This is a genomic window from Ruegeria sp. CDSA193, assembly GCF_059611885.1.
The window spans coordinates 299441-314259 of record NZ_JBXWPN010000003.1 but is presented as its reverse complement, the minus strand read 5'-3'; the positions used below and the strand labels follow the sequence as shown (position 1 = coordinate 314259).

Annotated in this window: 16 protein-coding genes; 11 read left to right on the top strand and 5 right to left on the bottom strand. The window is 57.0% G+C overall.

Translation table 11 applies throughout. The annotated features are described in order from the left end of the window. Positions 1 to 4: 4 nt before the first annotated feature. The 7 genes from hisD to AC2FLG_RS06965 are packed head-to-tail and all read left to right on the top strand — an operon-like array spanning position 5 to position 5679. Positions 5 to 1312, top strand: a complete 1308-nt coding sequence (gene hisD / locus AC2FLG_RS06995) for a histidinol dehydrogenase (protein ID WP_496705588.1) — start codon at positions 5 to 7, stop codon at positions 1310 to 1312. Further along, on the top strand, positions 1305 to 2066 hold the full coding sequence (locus tag AC2FLG_RS06990) for an SDR family NAD(P)-dependent oxidoreductase (protein WP_496705586.1): 762 nt from the start codon (positions 1305 to 1307) through the stop codon (positions 2064 to 2066). The genes hisD and AC2FLG_RS06990 overlap by 8 nt, the downstream gene beginning before the upstream one ends. After that, a complete protein-coding gene (locus tag AC2FLG_RS06985) occupies positions 2063 to 3043 on the top strand; it encodes an alcohol dehydrogenase catalytic domain-containing protein (RefSeq protein ID WP_496705584.1) in 981 nt (326 codons plus the stop codon). Before AC2FLG_RS06990 ends, AC2FLG_RS06985 begins: the two co-directional genes overlap by 4 nt. 33 nt (positions 3044 to 3076) lie before the next feature. Further along, entirely contained in the window at positions 3077 to 3490 is a 414-nt protein-coding gene (locus AC2FLG_RS06980; RefSeq protein ID WP_281973199.1) for a universal stress protein, read from the top strand. A gap of 40 nt (positions 3491 to 3530) precedes the next feature. Further along, on the top strand, positions 3531 to 4037 hold the full coding sequence (comD, locus tag AC2FLG_RS06975) for a sulfopyruvate decarboxylase subunit alpha (RefSeq protein ID WP_282022016.1): 507 nt from the start codon (positions 3531 to 3533) through the stop codon (positions 4035 to 4037). After that, positions 4034 to 4588, top strand: a complete 555-nt coding sequence (comE, locus tag AC2FLG_RS06970) for a sulfopyruvate decarboxylase subunit beta (protein WP_496692063.1) — start codon at positions 4034 to 4036, stop codon at positions 4586 to 4588. Before comD ends, comE begins: the two co-directional genes overlap by 4 nt. After that, complete coding sequence (locus AC2FLG_RS06965; protein WP_496692064.1) at positions 4588 to 5679, top strand: alpha-hydroxy acid oxidase; 1092 nt, start codon at positions 4588 to 4590, stop codon at positions 5677 to 5679. The genes comE and AC2FLG_RS06965 overlap by 1 nt, the downstream gene beginning before the upstream one ends. Positions 5680 to 5907: 228 nt before the next feature. On the opposite strand, the gene AC2FLG_RS06960 is transcribed toward AC2FLG_RS06965, so the two are convergent. Further along, positions 5908 to 6786 carry a LysR substrate-binding domain-containing protein gene (locus tag AC2FLG_RS06960; protein ID WP_496701289.1) on the bottom strand — a complete coding sequence of 293 codons (879 nt, stop codon included), beginning with the start codon at positions 6784 to 6786 and terminating at the stop codon, positions 5908 to 5910. A gap of 98 nt (positions 6787 to 6884) precedes the next feature. Between AC2FLG_RS06960 and AC2FLG_RS06955 the strand changes: the two genes are divergently transcribed. Continuing rightward, positions 6885 to 7589 carry an SDR family oxidoreductase gene (locus AC2FLG_RS06955; RefSeq protein WP_142637939.1) on the top strand — a complete coding sequence of 235 codons (705 nt, stop codon included), beginning with the start codon at positions 6885 to 6887 and terminating at the stop codon, positions 7587 to 7589. A gap of 24 nt (positions 7590 to 7613) precedes the next feature. On the opposite strand, the gene AC2FLG_RS06950 is transcribed toward AC2FLG_RS06955, so the two are convergent. From AC2FLG_RS06950 to AC2FLG_RS06935, 4 genes are read right to left on the bottom strand one after another with little or no spacing between them, the layout of a single operon-like run. Further along, positions 7614 to 8402 (bottom strand): heme ABC transporter ATP-binding protein, encoded by a 789-nt coding sequence (locus tag AC2FLG_RS06950; RefSeq protein ID WP_496705581.1) that lies wholly within the window; start codon positions 8400 to 8402, stop codon positions 7614 to 7616. Between the two features lie 3 nt (positions 8403 to 8405). Beyond that, positions 8406 to 9482 (bottom strand): FecCD family ABC transporter permease, encoded by a 1077-nt coding sequence (locus AC2FLG_RS06945; RefSeq protein ID WP_496705579.1) that lies wholly within the window; start codon positions 9480 to 9482, stop codon positions 8406 to 8408. Continuing rightward, complete coding sequence (locus AC2FLG_RS06940) at positions 9479 to 10309, bottom strand: heme/hemin ABC transporter substrate-binding protein (RefSeq protein WP_496701284.1); 831 nt, start codon at positions 10307 to 10309, stop codon at positions 9479 to 9481. The genes AC2FLG_RS06945 and AC2FLG_RS06940 overlap by 4 nt, the downstream gene beginning before the upstream one ends. Positions 10310 to 10341: 32 nt before the next feature. Continuing rightward, on the bottom strand, positions 10342 to 11397 hold the full coding sequence (locus AC2FLG_RS06935; protein WP_496701459.1) for a hemin-degrading factor: 1056 nt from the start codon (positions 11395 to 11397) through the stop codon (positions 10342 to 10344). Between the two features lie 238 nt (positions 11398 to 11635). On the opposite strand from AC2FLG_RS06935, the gene AC2FLG_RS06930 reads away from it, so the two are divergent. Genes AC2FLG_RS06930 through AC2FLG_RS06920 form a run of 3 tightly spaced genes read left to right on the top strand, consistent with a single transcriptional unit; the run spans position 11636 to position 14806 of the window. Next, the gene (locus AC2FLG_RS06930) at positions 11636 to 13666 is read left to right on the top strand and encodes a TonB-dependent receptor domain-containing protein (RefSeq protein ID WP_496705576.1); all 2031 of its coding nucleotides are present in this window, start codon (positions 11636 to 11638) and stop codon (positions 13664 to 13666) included. A gap of 20 nt (positions 13667 to 13686) precedes the next feature. After that, positions 13687 to 14133 carry a hypothetical protein gene (locus AC2FLG_RS06925; protein ID WP_496705575.1) on the top strand — a complete coding sequence of 149 codons (447 nt, stop codon included), beginning with the start codon at positions 13687 to 13689 and terminating at the stop codon, positions 14131 to 14133. A 4-nt stretch (positions 14134 to 14137) separates the two neighbouring features. Then, positions 14138 to 14806, top strand: a complete 669-nt coding sequence (locus AC2FLG_RS06920; RefSeq protein WP_496705573.1) for a MotA/TolQ/ExbB proton channel family protein — start codon at positions 14138 to 14140, stop codon at positions 14804 to 14806. The last annotated feature ends 13 nt before the right edge of the window (positions 14807 to 14819 follow it).

The following is a 14819-nucleotide window of genomic DNA, read 5'->3' as shown; positions in this document are numbered from 1 at the left end:
TAAGATGAAACGTGAATACCTGAAAAAAGCGACCCTAACCGCTAAATCGGATGCTTCCGAAGTCCACGAGACGGTCAGGACAATTCTGGCCGATATCGAAACGGGCGGAGATGCAAAGGCTCTGGAATACGCAGCCAAGTTCGACCGTTACGATGGCAATGTCCTATTGACCGCCGAGGAAATCGAGGCTGCAGCCGCGCTCGTGCCGGAAAAGCTGAAAGCGGACATCCGGTTTGCACATGACAACGTCAAACGGTTTGCCGAGGCGCAAAAGGCCACGGTATCCGATGTCGAGGTTGAGATCGTACCGGGCATGGTTGCGGGGCAAAAGGCGATCCCGGTTGATGCGGCGGGCTGTTATGTGCCCGGTGGTCGCTATAGCCACATTGCGTCAGCCATCATGACGGTGACAACGGCCAAAGTTGCAGGCTGTGGTCACATCACCGCTTGCTCGCCCCCCCGTCCGGGTGTGGGTGTTGCCCCGGCCATCATCTATGCGGCGCACCTGTGTGGTGCGGACAAGATCATGGCGCTGGGTGGCGTTCAGGGCGTGGCCGCAATGACGTTCGGACTGTTTGGCCTGCCCAAGGCCAACATCCTTGTGGGGCCGGGCAATCAGTTTGTCGCAGAAGCCAAGCGTATTCTCTTTGGCCGCGTAGGGATCGACATGATCGCGGGCCCAACGGACAGTTTGATCTTGGCAGATGCGATCGCTGATCCACATATCGTGGCAACGGATTTGGTCAGCCAGGCCGAGCATGGCTATAATTCGCCTGTTTGGCTGGTCACAGATGACCGGGTGTTGGCCGAAAAGGTGATGGAGCTTGTGCCTGCCCTGATCGATGATCTGCCCGAAGTGAACCGCGACAACGCCTTTGCCGCCTGGCGCGACTATGCCGAAGTGATCGTATGTCCAGACCGCGAGGAAATGGCTGTATGCTCCGATGATTACGCGCCCGAACATCTGACGGTACAGGCCGAAGATCTGGATTGGTGGCTTGATCGGCTCACCTGTTACGGCTCGCTGTTCCTTGGGGAAGAGACAACCGTTTCCTATGGCGACAAGGCAACGGGCACCAACCATGTGCTGCCAACGTCAGGGGCCGCGAATTATACCGGCGGTTTGTCGGTCCATAAATACATGAAGATCGTCACATGGCAGCGTGCAACACGCGAGGGTGCCAAGCAGGTTGCCGAAGCCACAGCGCGCATTTCCCGCCTTGAAGGGATGGAGGGGCACGCCCGTGCTGCGGATGTTCGTCTGGCCAAGTATTTCCCGGATGAAGCATTCGACCTGACCGCAAATGGCTGACCCAAGATCACTGTTTGACCTGACTGGCCGCGTGGCCTGTGTAACCGGCGCCAGCTCCGGCCTCGGGCGGCGTGCGGTCATCGCACTGGCAAGTGCCGGGGCCCGCGTGGTGGGCGTAGCCCGGCGCGAGGACGCCCTGCAGCGCTTGCAAAACGAGGTCGGCGAAGATGTGGACTACGTTGCAGCGGATGTCGCCGACCGTGATGCACTCTCACACTTGGTAGAAGCGGTCAGCGCACCGTTCGGAGCGCCAGACATCATTGTGCACGCCGCTGGCATCAACATCCGTCAGACGGCGGATGACGTGACACCAGAAGGTTGGGATCAGACCGTGGCACTAAACATCTCGGCTCCGTTTTTCCTGAGCCAGGCGTTGGTGCCCGCGATGAAGGCCAAGGGGTGGGGGCGGATCGTGAATTTTGCATCGCTCCAAACCACGCGCGCTTTTCCCGGTGGCATCGCCTATGGGACGACCAAGGCGGGCATTGCCCAACTGACCCGCGCTATGGCCGAGGCCTGGTCGACCTATGGCATCACGGCCAATGCGATTGGGCCTGGGTTTTTTCCGACAGAGCTGACCGAGGCCGTCTTTGCCGATCCGAACCGAGCCACGCGCAATGCCGCCCAGACCTGCATCGGACGCAATGGCCGTTTGGAAGACATGGACGGCCCCATGCTGTTTCTCTGCTCGGACGCGTCCGGTTACGTGACCGGACAAACCCTGATGGTCGACGGAGGGTTCACAGCAAAATGAAAGCGTTGGTCTACGAAGGTGTCGAAACGCTTGGTGTGCGCGAAGTCCCCAACCCGACAGTCGGTCAGGGCCAGTCACTGGTTCGTATCGAGGCCTCGGGCATCTGCGGGTCGGACATGCACGCTTACCTCGGCCATGACGACAGGCGTCCTGCGCCCTTGATTCTGGGCCATGAGGCTGCTGGTGTGATCGAGGGCGGCGCGCGCGACGGCGAACGGGTCACGATCAATCCGCTGGTCAGCTGTGGCACTTGTCCCGCGTGTCAGACGGGCCGCGATAATCTGTGCCCGGACCGTATGATCATTTCCATGCCGCCGCGCGAAGGGGCCTTTGCTCAATATGTGGCAATGCAAGGCAGCAATCTTATCGTGGTGCCGGATCATGTTCCGTTGCAAAAGGCTGCACTGGCCGAACCTCTGGCCGTCAGTTGGCATTCCATACGGTTGGGGCTGACGGCGCTTGATCCGGGTGCCAGCCGCACGGCGCTTGTACTGGGGGGCGGGGCTATTGGTCTTGCCGCGGCCCTTGCCCTCAAGGCGCAGGGGGTCGATGACGTAACTGTTGCTGAACCAAGCGACAAGCGACGCGCATACCTGGAAGATCAATGCCTTGTGAAATCTGTACCGACAGGGGCAGGGCAGTATGGCATCGTGATCGACGCCGTCGGATACGCGGCAACACGCGCTGCAGCTTCTGCCATGGCTGAACCGGGGGGTGTCATCGTCCATATCGGCCTGGGCGAAGACACGGGTGGCCTCGATATCCGGCGGATGACCTTGCAAGAGGTGACGTTCATCGGAACCTATACCTACACACCGGAGGACTTCCGGGATACCTGCACCGCGCTTTTCGATGGCGCGCTTGGCCCGCTAGACTGGGCAGAACATCGCAGCCTGAATGATGGACCGCAGGCATTTGCCGATCTACGATCGGGAGTGGTTGCAGCCCCTAAGATCATCCTCGACCCGTGGGCCTGACACTTATGATCATCAACCAAATGGAGACACTTCATGTACCATAAAATCCTCGTCCCGATGGCGCTGGACCATGGCGTGTCGACTCATACACTTGAGATAGCCAACGCGCTGCGTGCAAAAGATGCCCAGATCTTCGCCCTTCACGTTCATGAGGCGCCCCAAGGCTCTGTCAGTGCGTATTTGGACGAAGAAATGGTTGCCGCCGGGTTTGAAAAAGCGCGTGCTGATCTTGAGGGCAAGTTGTCTGGACATCCCGGTGTCACGCCTGTGATTGTAAAAGGGCATTCGGCCCGCACTATCATCGACTATTCCGAGGCGCATGGCATCGACTGCATCGTGCTTGGATCCCACAAACCTGGTCTGAGAGATTATTTCCTGGGCTCCACAGCTGCTCGCGTCGTGCGGCACGCAGGCTGTGCCGTCCATGTGCATCGCGCGTCCTCTTGATGACGCTCTCCTCTCCTTTCAAGAAAGGCCCTTCTGCAACATGAACATAGACAAGAAGATCACCGATGATCTTGTCGCGAATAATATCTCGTTCGTGACGACGGTGCCCTGCAAGCAGCTTGCGGGCGTTATCGAAGAAATCGACCAACACCCGGATATCTTCCATATTCCGTCGAATAAGGAAGACGAGGGCATGGGCCTGTGTGCCGGTGCGTGGATGGGTGGAAAACGCCCTGCGATCATCATGCAGAACACAGCCATTGGGGTGACGATCAACACTCTTGCGACGTTGATCCAGTATTACCGGATGCCTCTGCCGATGTTGATCAGCTACCGCGGAGAGCTCCGCGAACCTGTGGCGTGCCAGGTGGAAATGGCGGTGCATACCAAAGCGCTGCTGGCGCAGATGAATATCCCCACCTACCACTTCCATCACCAGAAGGATGTGGAAGAGCTGGATATGATCCTGAAGTATACCTTTATGTGCAACAAACCCGTGGCAATCCTGACCGATGCCAATTTCTGGGGAGGCTATGGCGACCAATGATCCGTTCTGAAATCCTCAAGGAAATTGCACCTCAACTCCGAGATCAGCTGGTGGTGTGTAACATCGGCATTCCCAGCCAAGAGCTGCATGCCATCGACGATCAACCAACGAATTTCTACATGCTGGGCACTATGGGCCTTGCCTCGTCCATCGGGCTGGGTCTGGCGCTGGTGCAGCCTAAAACCGTGATCTCAATCGATGGGGACGGGTCGGTGTTGACCAATCTGGGCACCTTGCCAACCATCGGGAACAATATGCCTCCGAATTTCATCCTGATGGTTATCGACAACGGATCATATGGATCAACCGGTGATCAGCCGACCTATACAGGGCGTAAAACCGATCTGGCGGGCATGGCGCGTGCGGCCGGATGTGATAATGTCGTTGAAGTACAGGATGTTGATACCGGCAAAGCATTGCAAGAGGCGATGGACGCACAGGTCGGCACGGTCATGATCGTGAAATGCGACAGCGGAAATGCCAAGATGCCAGTCATTACAATGGACCCGGTGATCATCAAGGATCGCTTTATGAAAGCGGTGGCTGGTTGATGAACCGCGCCGCGCGAATTCATTCCAGTGAGGATGCGCGGCGTTTGGCCAAGGCACGTCTGCCTTGGATGGTGTTTGACTATATCGATGGGGCCGCAGGGTCAGAAACGGGGGCTGCGCGTAACCGCGCTGCTCTGGATGACATTTGCCTTGAACCCCGGATACTGAAAGATGTCAGCCATCGGTCTTTGGACATGCCGCTGTTTGGCAAGATCGCCAAGCGGCCCTTTGGCATTGCGCCGATGGGCATGTGTAATTTGTCCAGACCCGGTGCCGATCTGATGCTGGCGCGGTTGGCCGCGCGCGAATCCGTGCCTTTGGGGGTCTCGACCGTGGCCTCAACCCCGCTGGAAAAAATGATTGAGGTTGCCGAAGGGCACGCGTGGTTCCAGCTTTATTTCAGCGGGGACGGAACGGGGTCATTCAAGCTGGCAAAGCGGGCGCAAGATGCCGGATACGAAACCCTGATCGTAACCGTCGACGTGCCCGAGGTTGGTCGCCGACCGCGTGAGTTGCGCCATGGTTTTACCATGCCGTTTCGTATCGGCCCACGCCAGTTTCTGGACTTTGCCCTGCACCCGCAATGGTCGCTCACTTCACTCGCCGCCGGTCGCCCTCAGATGGCAAATTTCGAGATGCCGGGCTTTGAGTTCGACCGCACCGAAAGCCGCGCGAGGGCGACTTGGACAACATTGAAGGCTCTGCGCGATTTGTGGAAAGGCAACCTGGTAGTAAAAGGCGTGACCAACGCCGAGGATGCGCTGCAGCTGAAATCCGAAGGTGTTGACGCCATTCAAGTGTCAAATCATGGCGCACGGCAACTTGAAAGCGCACCCGCTGCCGTTCACGCGCTGGGCCGGATACGAGACAGCGTTGGTGCGGATTTTCCGCTATTTTACGACAGTGGCTTACGATCTGGCGAAGACGTTCTGAAAGCCCTCGATCAGAGTGCAAATTACGTGTTTTTTGGCCGCGTATTGCAATTTGCAATCGCCGCGGCCGGCGAAGAAGGTTTGCATAGACTGTGGAATATCCTCAGCGAAGAGTTGTCCAGTGCACTTGCTCAGGTTGGTCGGACGAAACTGACCTGAAGCAACTGAACAAATGTGAATGCCGTCGGTAATGCCTCTAACGCACACGATCCGGATGCCGTTACGAACTATTTTGCCCCGGATGCTGTGTTCGACTACGCCAGCGGCTCGAGGTGTTTGCCCGCAGGTTCGAGAGCACTAAGACCCTGAATTGGGAAGCGTTGGGAAACCTAAGCAGCCCTTCATTTCAGACGCGCATGCGTGCGCTTTGCAGGAATCGAAAGCCGATCACGTTTCTTTCGCCGACCGCGATTTTAGCCAGTTTACGACTTGCATCACCGCGTGTTGGTTTGCGGCCGAACGCTCTATGAGGAGGTAAAAATCGCTACCACCGATGTCTCTTGCCGCACCAACCTCTACCAGGCGTCCTGCCTCAAGATCTCGGGAAACCATGAAACGGCTGACAAGGGCCACACCCTGCCGCGCGATCGCAGCGTCAACTGCAAGCGCTGTCTGGCTTAATCGAAGGCCGCGTTGCGATTTGTCACGAACCCCTAGGTCTGCAAGGTATCGCGGCCAAAGGTCATGCGTGTCATGAATTTTGGGCAGGCGTGCAAGGTCATCTGGTGTTAACGAATTGAATCCGTCGCTGATAAATTCGGGTGCGGCGACGGCAATCACCTCTTGTCTGAAAATAAGCGCCGCCCGAAGCGCGGCGCCAAACGGCGGCGATCCCTGCCGGACGGCAAGGTCGATCCCGTCGCTGTGAAAGCTGGAGACTTTTTCAGTGGCCATGATCCGCAAGTCGATTTCCGGATGGCTCTCAGCAAAGTCCGGCAAATTCGGGATCAACCATCTGGCAGCAAAAGTCGGGGTGACGCTTATTATAACCTTGTCCGGTTCCGGCTTTAGCTCGGCGGTTGCTGATCTAAGGCTCGCAAAGGCAACCGATATACGTGCGTGATAGCTACGGCCAACCGAGGTGAACTCCAATCCTTTGGGCACCCTTTCGAACAATGTGACTTCTAGGTGAGCTTCCAGCAGTCGCACCTGCTGCGCCACCGCCCCTTGTGTTACGCCCAACTCATCGGCAGCGGCGCGGAAACTGAGGCGGCGCCCAGCGACTTCGAAAGCCCGTAAACCGTTGAGGGGAGGAAGATCAGCCATGAGACAATAGTATTTCTACTGTAATGAAACATCAAATCTCAATCGAACGACCCATCGAAACAGGATATTTTCGCAGAATACATAAGGGGAATCGTCAGATGGCAGTAGAAAAAGTAGCTTTGATTACCGCGGGCGGGAGTGGCATGGGGGCTGACGCGGCACGCCGGCTTGCCAAAGATGGCTTCAAAGTCGGGATCCTCTCTTCTTCGGGTAAAGGCGAAGCACTCGGCGCCGAGCTGGGTGGTTTTGGCGTCACTGGTTCTAACCTCAGTGGTGACGATCTGACTGCTTTGGTCACGGGCGCGACGGAGCGTTGGGGCCGCGTCGATGTCTTGGTCAATTCCGCCGGTCATGGCCCGAAAGGGCCCGTATTAGAGATCGGTGACGATGACTGGCATCAGGGGATGGAGGTCTATCTGATGAATGTGATCCGCCCAACACGGCTGGTGACACCCTTGATGCAGCAACAGGGCAGGGGGGTGATTATCAACATCTCTACTTTCGCGGCGTTCGAGCCCGATCCGCTGTTTCCAACATCAGGCGTCTTCCGGGCAGGATTGGCCGCCTTTGCCAAACTCTATTCCGATAAATATGCCGCAGAGAATATTCGCATGAATAACATCCTGCCAGGTTTCATCGACAGCTTGCCCGAAACAGAAGACCGCAAAGCTCGGATTCCGATGGGACGTTACGGTCATGCTGCGGAGGTCTCTTCGCTTGTCTCATGGCTGGCGTCTGAAGGCGGTGGCTATATGACGGGTCAAAACTTGCGCGTTGACGGAGGATTGACCCGCGCTGTCTGAGGCAACGTATCTGTTTGCACAACATCAAGCCTCAATGCATTTACGCATTGCCTGAGGCAGTACAAAAGGAAGCGGGCCGGTCGGCACCATGCCGATCGGTAGGTTGATGCCGTAAACTTGCTGCATAAGGTCATCGGTGAGGATATTTGAAGGTGTGCCAGAGCCCCAGACAGTGCCCTGTGACATCACGTAAACACAGTCTGCAAATAGCGCGGTGAGGTTCAGATCGTGCATCACCACCACCACACCTCCACCTTGGGCGGCAAAATCGCTTGCGATACCAAGGACCGTAAATTGATGCGCGATATCCAGGCTGGCAACCGGTTCGTCCAGTAAAAGCCAGCTGGGATGATCGGCCCGTTGTGCCTGCCAGACCTGCGTCAAAACACGGGCTAACTGTACGCGCTGCTGCTCACCCCCGGACAGGGTCTGGTAAGACCTCTGCTCGAACCCGGCTAGGTCGACATGTGCCAGGGCGGTAGTGACCGAACCGTCATCTTGTGCGGCCAACCCGTTTGCCAGCCCCAGTCTGACAATCTCGTGCACTTTGAAAGGAAAGGCCACGCTGGTCGATTGTGGCAGCACGCCCCGTTTCGCGGCCAGTTGCCAGGGCTTTAACTCTGAGATGTCGTGGCCGTTCAGGGTGACGGTTCCGGTCGAGGCAATCTCTCCGGCCAATGCCTTTAGTAAGGTCGATTTGCCCGATCCGTTGGGCCCGATGATTGCGGTGACATGACCGGGATCGGCCTTGAAATTCACGTCGTGCAAGATGTCCTTTCGGCCCAGGCTGACGCAGATGTTCTTACCTTGCATGATTTACATTCCCATAATGCCGTGGCGGCGCAGGAGGATCCAAAGAAAGACCGGTGCGCCGAGAATTGCCGTGACGATCCCGATTGGCAGTTCCGCCGGGGCCACCACGACCCGGCTGATCATGTCGGCGCATAGCAGCAGACTGGCACCCAGCAGGGCGGAATTCATCAAAAGCCTGTGGTGGTCCGGCCCTGTGGCCAGACGTAGCAAATGGGGGACCACAATTCCGATGAATCCGATGCCGCCGGACACGGCAACAGCGGCCCCTGTTGCGCCGGAAACTGCAAGAATGGCGATGTTCTTGCTGCGCTGAACCGGGATGCCCATGTGATGGGCCACCGCCTCTCCCATCGCCAGGCCGTTAAGCGCGCGAGCCAGAAATTGTGTGCTTGCAAGGGCAACCAAAATGATTGGCGCAGCCGAGGCGATTTTGGTCCAGGTTGCCCCAGCTAACGATCCCATTCCCCAGAACGTCAGGTCGCGTAATTGCTGATCATCGGCCATGTAGACCAGAACACCCGATGCGGCGCCGGATAAGGCACCTAATGCAATGCCGGCCAGTAGCATGGTTGCGACCGATGTCTGCCCTCCGCTGGTCGAGACACGGTATAGGATCAGAACAGACGCCCAGCCACCAAGAAAAGCAGCAATGGCCACTAACCCGTTTCCGGTCCAGACCAAAACCGACACTGGCACGTGGCTGCCAAGCATGATGGCTGAAATTGCGCCCAGACCTGCGCCCGCGCTGACGCCGACAATTCCGGGGTCCGCCAACGGGTTTCGGAAAAGCCCTTGCATGACCACCCCTGAAACAGCCAGTGCGGCACCGACCAGAATCCCCATGGCAAGCCGGGGCAAGCGTATGTCCCAAAGGACAATCCGATTCAGGTCAGACAGGGACCGCCCATTGATTAGGTCGATCACCGCCATGTTTAACGACGCATCCGAAGCACCGACTGAAATGCTTGCGGCGCTGGTCAGGCCAAGCAATACTAGTAAGGCCAAAGTAACCCGCCGTGCGGTTGCTCGCCGATTGTACCCAGGTGCCTCGGCGCTCATATGATCCAACGTCAGCGTCATGAGCCACCTTCATCCTGCAGGGCTGCTGACAGATCAGAAATGGCACTGGCGGTTCTAGGGCCAAACCCAAGAAGATATGCACCCTGCATGCGGATCAGCATCTTGTTCTGGCCCGCCGGGGTCAGCTTGACTGCGGGCAGTGAAAAGAGCGCGGCATCCTCGGTATTATTATCACCCCGCCGATCCATCATAAGGATGACATCAGGCGCAGCCGACACCAGCGCTTCGGGCGTCATTGGCTTGTAACCTGACACTTTGGCGGCGGCATTTACACCGCCAGCCAATCGAATGATGCTGTCTGCTTGGGTATCCACACCTCCCACTGTGATCCGGTTATCCTGCACCGACAGAACAAACAGAACCCGTTTCGGGTTGGATCCTGCGGCACTACTAGCCGCCAATTCCGCCTGATTGATCTGGCGTATGGTTTGCGCTGCCAATCCCTCGGCAGCAACGTCAGCTCCCAGCACGGCCCCAACGGTTTGGATTTTTTCGACCACGCCTTCCAGAGAGAACCCATCCTTGATCGTGACGTATTGCACGCCCGCTTCCTGCAGAACCGCAATCGCCTCTGGTGGTCCTGAACCTTCAAGCGCCAGGACCAAGTCTGGTTCTACCGACAAAACGCCTTCGGGCGACAGCGCGCGTCGGTATCCGATATCGGGCAGGTTCATCGCTTCTGTCGGGTAGGTTGATGTTCGGTCGCGACCAACAAGCCTGTCTTGCTGACCCAGAGCGTAGACGATTTCAGTGATGGAACTACCGATCGCGATGATCCGCTTTGGTTCGTCGTCCGCAGCCTGCGCGACCTGTGTACTTAGCAGCATAGCCAAGGCAGGCCAGATCACTCGCATCCTGTTCATGTCAGCGCGGCCTCGGGTTGGGGTTCAAGTGCGGCAACTAACTCATTCCAGATTGGGCGATGGTCGGTATCGCCGGTGCGCTGACCAAATATCTGGAAGATCAGCCCACCTTCTGCATCGAACGCCTCGACCGAGACGGCGGGGCCGCGCTGAGTCGGTTTGGTGACAGCCCAGACCTCTGCAATATGGTCCGTCCTCAGATGCAGATTGAAACGCGGGTCAAGCACATTGAACCAGGGTCCCATCTGCTTGATCGTTCCGATAAGGCCACCGTGAATTTCGATACATCCACGATTGCCAACAAAGATCATCACCTCAATTTCCTTGTCGCACACCTGTTCGAACATTGGTGATATTACCGACGGCGTCAGTTCCCTGACGAGCGGTTGGCCGGCGATGCGATAGGCTCCCAATCGGTTCATCTTGAGCTTTGAGGTCAAGCGCATGAACTGGTGGGTGTCCGTCATCTTGGCCCATTCCGCACGTAGGATTTCCGTCTTTTCGGGGTTGGCCTTGGGCGCTTCGGTCGGTCGGCGCGGTTCTAAATCAAGAGTTTGCGATTGGTCCTCAGACGCAAGGGCGCTGACAAGCTTATCCCAATGGTCCAGATCCGATCCTTCGCGCAGGAATATCTTGTGCACCGCATCGCCTGCGGCATCAAAGACCTGAAGCGAGCGTTTCACACCGCTGTCGGTTTTGCGTTCGATCGCAAAGGCATGGACCCAGTGGCTGGGAAACATGCGCAAATCAATCTCATCCGTCAGAACCATCGAGGCATGCGCGCCCGAATGGTAATTGTCGTATTGTCCGACCTTTTCGATCACGCAGGAGATATTGCGCGTCAACGCCATGACCTCTCCCAACCCGTTGAGCATTGGGAAAATGTCATCAAGGCTAGCCGACAGCCGCGTTACGTCCAGCCCAGCGAAGGCAGCGACCAACTGGCCTTCGGTAAGTCCAATCGATTCTGCCAGATCGCGGTCACGTTTGCCGCTGTTTTGCGCATAGGCTGCACGAATTTGAGCCGGGGTGTTAGGCACCTGTTCCGTCATGGGTTTTCCCATCTTCGAGTTGATTTTCAGAGGTGCTGGCCCGGCAGCCGAATTGTTCGGGTGCCCGCTGGCGAGAGTCGGCGATGCGACTGCGATTTATTGTTGACTATTTTAGTAACCTTTATTAACGAGCACAAGTCACCAAAAAAAGGCGGCTCCAAAAAACAATAAAACAGACTGACCAAAGCCAGCATGGCGCAAGCATTTCAGGTCCTCCTACTGTTTCGAAGGGACAGAGATGCGTGTGCAAATACGGAAGATAGCTTTGCTGGGAACGGCTTCGTGCCTCAGCATGATTGCGGCTGGCGCTATGGCGCAAGAACAAGACGATGGTTTCCTGGGCACCCTGATACTTGGGGAAAGCAAACGTGAGATTCAGACAGACACTGCCGTGCCGGTCACAAATATTGATCAGGAAGAGATCAACGACCGGCAGGCCAATACGGTTGCAGAGCTGATCGACTCGGTTCCGGGGGTAAGCCTGGTGAACGGCTCGACCCCTCAGGGATCGGGCATCAATATTCGCGGCTATGGTGCAAACGGCACGTTCGGAACCGACCAGAAGGTACTGATCCTGGTCGATGGTGCCACAACGGGCGCGGAAGAGCTGTATCGGATCGGCAACCAGCTTTTTACTGACCCCCAGCTTTACAAAAGCGTCTCGGTCATTCGGGGCACTGTCGGTTCATTCGAATATGGGTCCGGGGTTGTTGGTGGTGTCGTTCAGCTGGAAACCAAGGGCGCGTCAGATTTCACCGGTGGAGAGCCGGGTTTCCGTTTCCGTCAAACCTTTGAAGGGTATTCCAACGGTAACGGATTTGCCTCGTCCTCTATCCTGGCGTGGCAGCCGAATACCCAAACGGAATTTCTGTTCAACTACGCCTATCGGGATCAGGACGATCAGGAGGATGGAAACGGCAATACGATCGGCAACAGCGCGTTCACGCTGCCGTCGCTTCTGGCTAAGGGCAGATACAGCTTCGGCAACGATCTCGAACATTCGTTCACCGCATCCTACAACCAGTCCACATCTGAAGAGCGCGACGTCCCTTATGACTCGTTTGGCACCACGTCGGATGCCTTTGGTAATGTAGACCGTGATATCGAAACAAAGATCGGTATCCTGCGGTATCAATATCAACCCGTTGGAAATGATCTGGTCGATCTGGATGTGAACCTCAGCTATTCTGAGCAGGCGATCGAAAGCAGCTATGTTTCCGGGTCTTCCAGCCTTGAGGGCACGCCATTCTTCCCTGGAATTCAGGCTCTGGCAGATGCCACACATAACTATGAAACGACAAAGCTGACGATCAAGAACACGTCGTATTTCCAGACCGGCATCGCCTCGCATGATCTGCGGGCAGGGATCGAGTTTATCAACCGCGAACGGTTGGACGCGGCATCGGCCCCGGGCGGAACTGACCGTCGTTTTGCCCTGTTTGCTGTGGACGATGTGCAGATCGGTGACAATCTGACGATTACCCCCGCGGTGCGATATGAGACGCAGGACATCGACGGTGATGATGACGCCGCGGCCCCGTTCAACGAAAGCTATGACAACAACGCGCTTATGGGCGGGTTGTCGGCGCGGTACGCGTTCAACAGCGGTTTCGCGATCTTTGGTGGTGCGGCCTACACGGAAAGCCTGCCGATCATCGATGATCTGGGCACGCCGCTTTACATGACGCAACCCGAGAGATCCCGCACGTGGGAAGCTGGTTTTTCCTATGATCGCGGTGACGTGTTTGCCGAGGGCGACGTGATCCGCGCCAAGGTCAATTTCTATCAAACGACCCTGTGGGATATCACCTCCTACGTCTCTGGCACCCCGTCTCAACCCCTGTCCGAAGTGGAAACGAAAGGTGCCGAAATCGAAGCCTCTTATGCCAATGCGGGTGGGTTATACGTCGATTTCAACTCGAACATCGTGACGGGTACGGAAACCAGCGCCAACGGCGATGACTCGCGTTGGCGGAATGAGCCGTCGGATTCCGCGCGCCTGACATTGGGCAAGCGGTTCGGTCAGACGTTGGACGTCAGCTGGGAAATCTTCGGTGCCCGGGCCGGTACGGACTCGAGCGGAGAAGCGACCGCGGGATACGGAGTAAACTCTCTGCGTGCGACCTACATGCCGCAAGATGGTGTGTTTGAAGGCTTTGAGCTGCGCGCCGGTATCGAGAACATCCTTGATAAGGACTACCGCCCGAACCTGTCGACCCGCAATTCGACGGGCCGGACCTTCAAGCTCGGCCTGGCCAAAACCTTCTGATCCCGAGGAAAGGACCCGTTATGCGAAGTGCGGCAGCAACCAAAGCCAGCGCTGTCCTGTCGACCCTGCTCTCAGTCTTGGGGGCAGGGATTGCCAGCGCAGAAGACGTGCCTAAGACTGGCGGTGTATCAATCGAACTCAGCTCTGCCGAAGCAAGGGGGCAAAACTGTCTGCTCAGCTTTGTCGCCGAAAATATGCATGAGGTCGACATCAACGGTGCGGTCTATGAAACCGTCCTGTTTGGCAAAAACGGTGTGGTCGCGTTAATTACCCTGCTGGATTTCGAAGAACTGCCTGCAGGCCGCCCACGGGTCAGGCAGTTTCAATTCACAGACATGGCCTGTGACCAGATCAGCCGGATTCTGTTCAACGGCGTGCAGGAATGCATGACCCAGAGCGGTAACAAAGATGCCTGCATGAATGGCCTCAGTCTAAAAAGCCGCCTTGAAACTGAGATGATAGGATAAAGCCATGTCCGAAATGCTGCAAAAACTGATGGAAATCCTGCAATTAGGGGGCCCGGTGGTGGCGATCCTGATTGCAGCCTCAATCGCGACCCTCGCCTTGGTCTTTTACAAAATCTGGCAATACAAAGCGGCGGGGGTCGGCCGTCACGTCGAATTGTCCAGGGCGATCGACGCATGGGACCGAGAAGACCCCACGGCCGCCAGAATATACCTGAACAAAAGCCGTAGTTACCTGGCGCCGGTGATCGCAATGGCATTGTCCGGGAATGATCGCACCTTGTCCGAACGGGTCGATGCCGAGGCTGAGACGCGATTTGCAAAACTGGAACAGGGTCTCAACGTGCTGGACATCGTCTCGCAACTTGCGCCCCTGCTTGGATTGTTCGGCACAGTGCTGGGCATGATCGAAGCCTTCCAGACCCTGCAGGGGGCAGGCAACGCTGTTGACCCATCGTTGCTGGCTGGGGGCATCTGGGTGGCGCTGATGACAACAGCAGCGGGGCTGGCTGTAGCCATGCCGACGTCACTGATCCTGACCTGGTTTGAGGCCCGCGTGAACCGAGAACGCGTCTTTACCAACCGTGCGCTCAGAACAATATTTGCCCCCGGCCATGCCGAGGAGACCGAGCAAACGGCAGGGGCGTCAGTTGCGGCGCTGGTACATGGCGCTTGATGTGCAAAGAAAG

What these genes read in the sequence shown, in the direction of transcription:
- hisD (WP_496705588.1), top strand. Translation starts at nt 5, where the DNA reads ATGAAACGTGAATACCTGAAAAAAGCGACCCTAACCGCTAAATCGGAT.
- AC2FLG_RS06990 (WP_496705586.1), top strand. Translation starts at nt 1,305, where the DNA reads ATGGCTGACCCAAGATCACTGTTTGACCTGACTGGCCGCGTGGCCTGT.
- AC2FLG_RS06985 (WP_496705584.1), top strand. Translation starts at nt 2,063, where the DNA reads ATGAAAGCGTTGGTCTACGAAGGTGTCGAAACGCTTGGTGTGCGCGAA.
- AC2FLG_RS06980 (WP_281973199.1), top strand. Translation starts at nt 3,077, where the DNA reads ATGTACCATAAAATCCTCGTCCCGATGGCGCTGGACCATGGCGTGTCG.
- comD (WP_282022016.1), top strand. Translation starts at nt 3,531, where the DNA reads ATGAACATAGACAAGAAGATCACCGATGATCTTGTCGCGAATAATATC.
- comE (WP_496692063.1), top strand. Translation starts at nt 4,034, where the DNA reads ATGATCCGTTCTGAAATCCTCAAGGAAATTGCACCTCAACTCCGAGAT.
- AC2FLG_RS06965 (WP_496692064.1), top strand. Translation starts at nt 4,588, where the DNA reads ATGAACCGCGCCGCGCGAATTCATTCCAGTGAGGATGCGCGGCGTTTG.
- AC2FLG_RS06960 (WP_496701289.1), bottom strand. Translation starts at nt 6,786, where the DNA reads ATGGCTGATCTTCCTCCCCTCAACGGTTTACGGGCTTTCGAAGTCGCT.
- AC2FLG_RS06955 (WP_142637939.1), top strand. Translation starts at nt 6,885, where the DNA reads ATGGCAGTAGAAAAAGTAGCTTTGATTACCGCGGGCGGGAGTGGCATG.
- AC2FLG_RS06950 (WP_496705581.1), bottom strand. Translation starts at nt 8,402, where the DNA reads ATGCAAGGTAAGAACATCTGCGTCAGCCTGGGCCGAAAGGACATCTTG.
- AC2FLG_RS06945 (WP_496705579.1), bottom strand. Translation starts at nt 9,482, where the DNA reads ATGACGCTGACGTTGGATCATATGAGCGCCGAGGCACCTGGGTACAAT.
- AC2FLG_RS06940 (WP_496701284.1), bottom strand. Translation starts at nt 10,309, where the DNA reads ATGCTGCTAAGTACACAGGTCGCGCAGGCTGCGGACGACGAACCAAAG.
- AC2FLG_RS06935 (WP_496701459.1), bottom strand. Translation starts at nt 11,397, where the DNA reads ATGACGGAACAGGTGCCTAACACCCCGGCTCAAATTCGTGCAGCCTAT.
- AC2FLG_RS06930 (WP_496705576.1), top strand. Translation starts at nt 11,636, where the DNA reads ATGCGTGTGCAAATACGGAAGATAGCTTTGCTGGGAACGGCTTCGTGC.
- AC2FLG_RS06925 (WP_496705575.1), top strand. Translation starts at nt 13,687, where the DNA reads ATGCGAAGTGCGGCAGCAACCAAAGCCAGCGCTGTCCTGTCGACCCTG.
- AC2FLG_RS06920 (WP_496705573.1), top strand. Translation starts at nt 14,138, where the DNA reads ATGTCCGAAATGCTGCAAAAACTGATGGAAATCCTGCAATTAGGGGGC.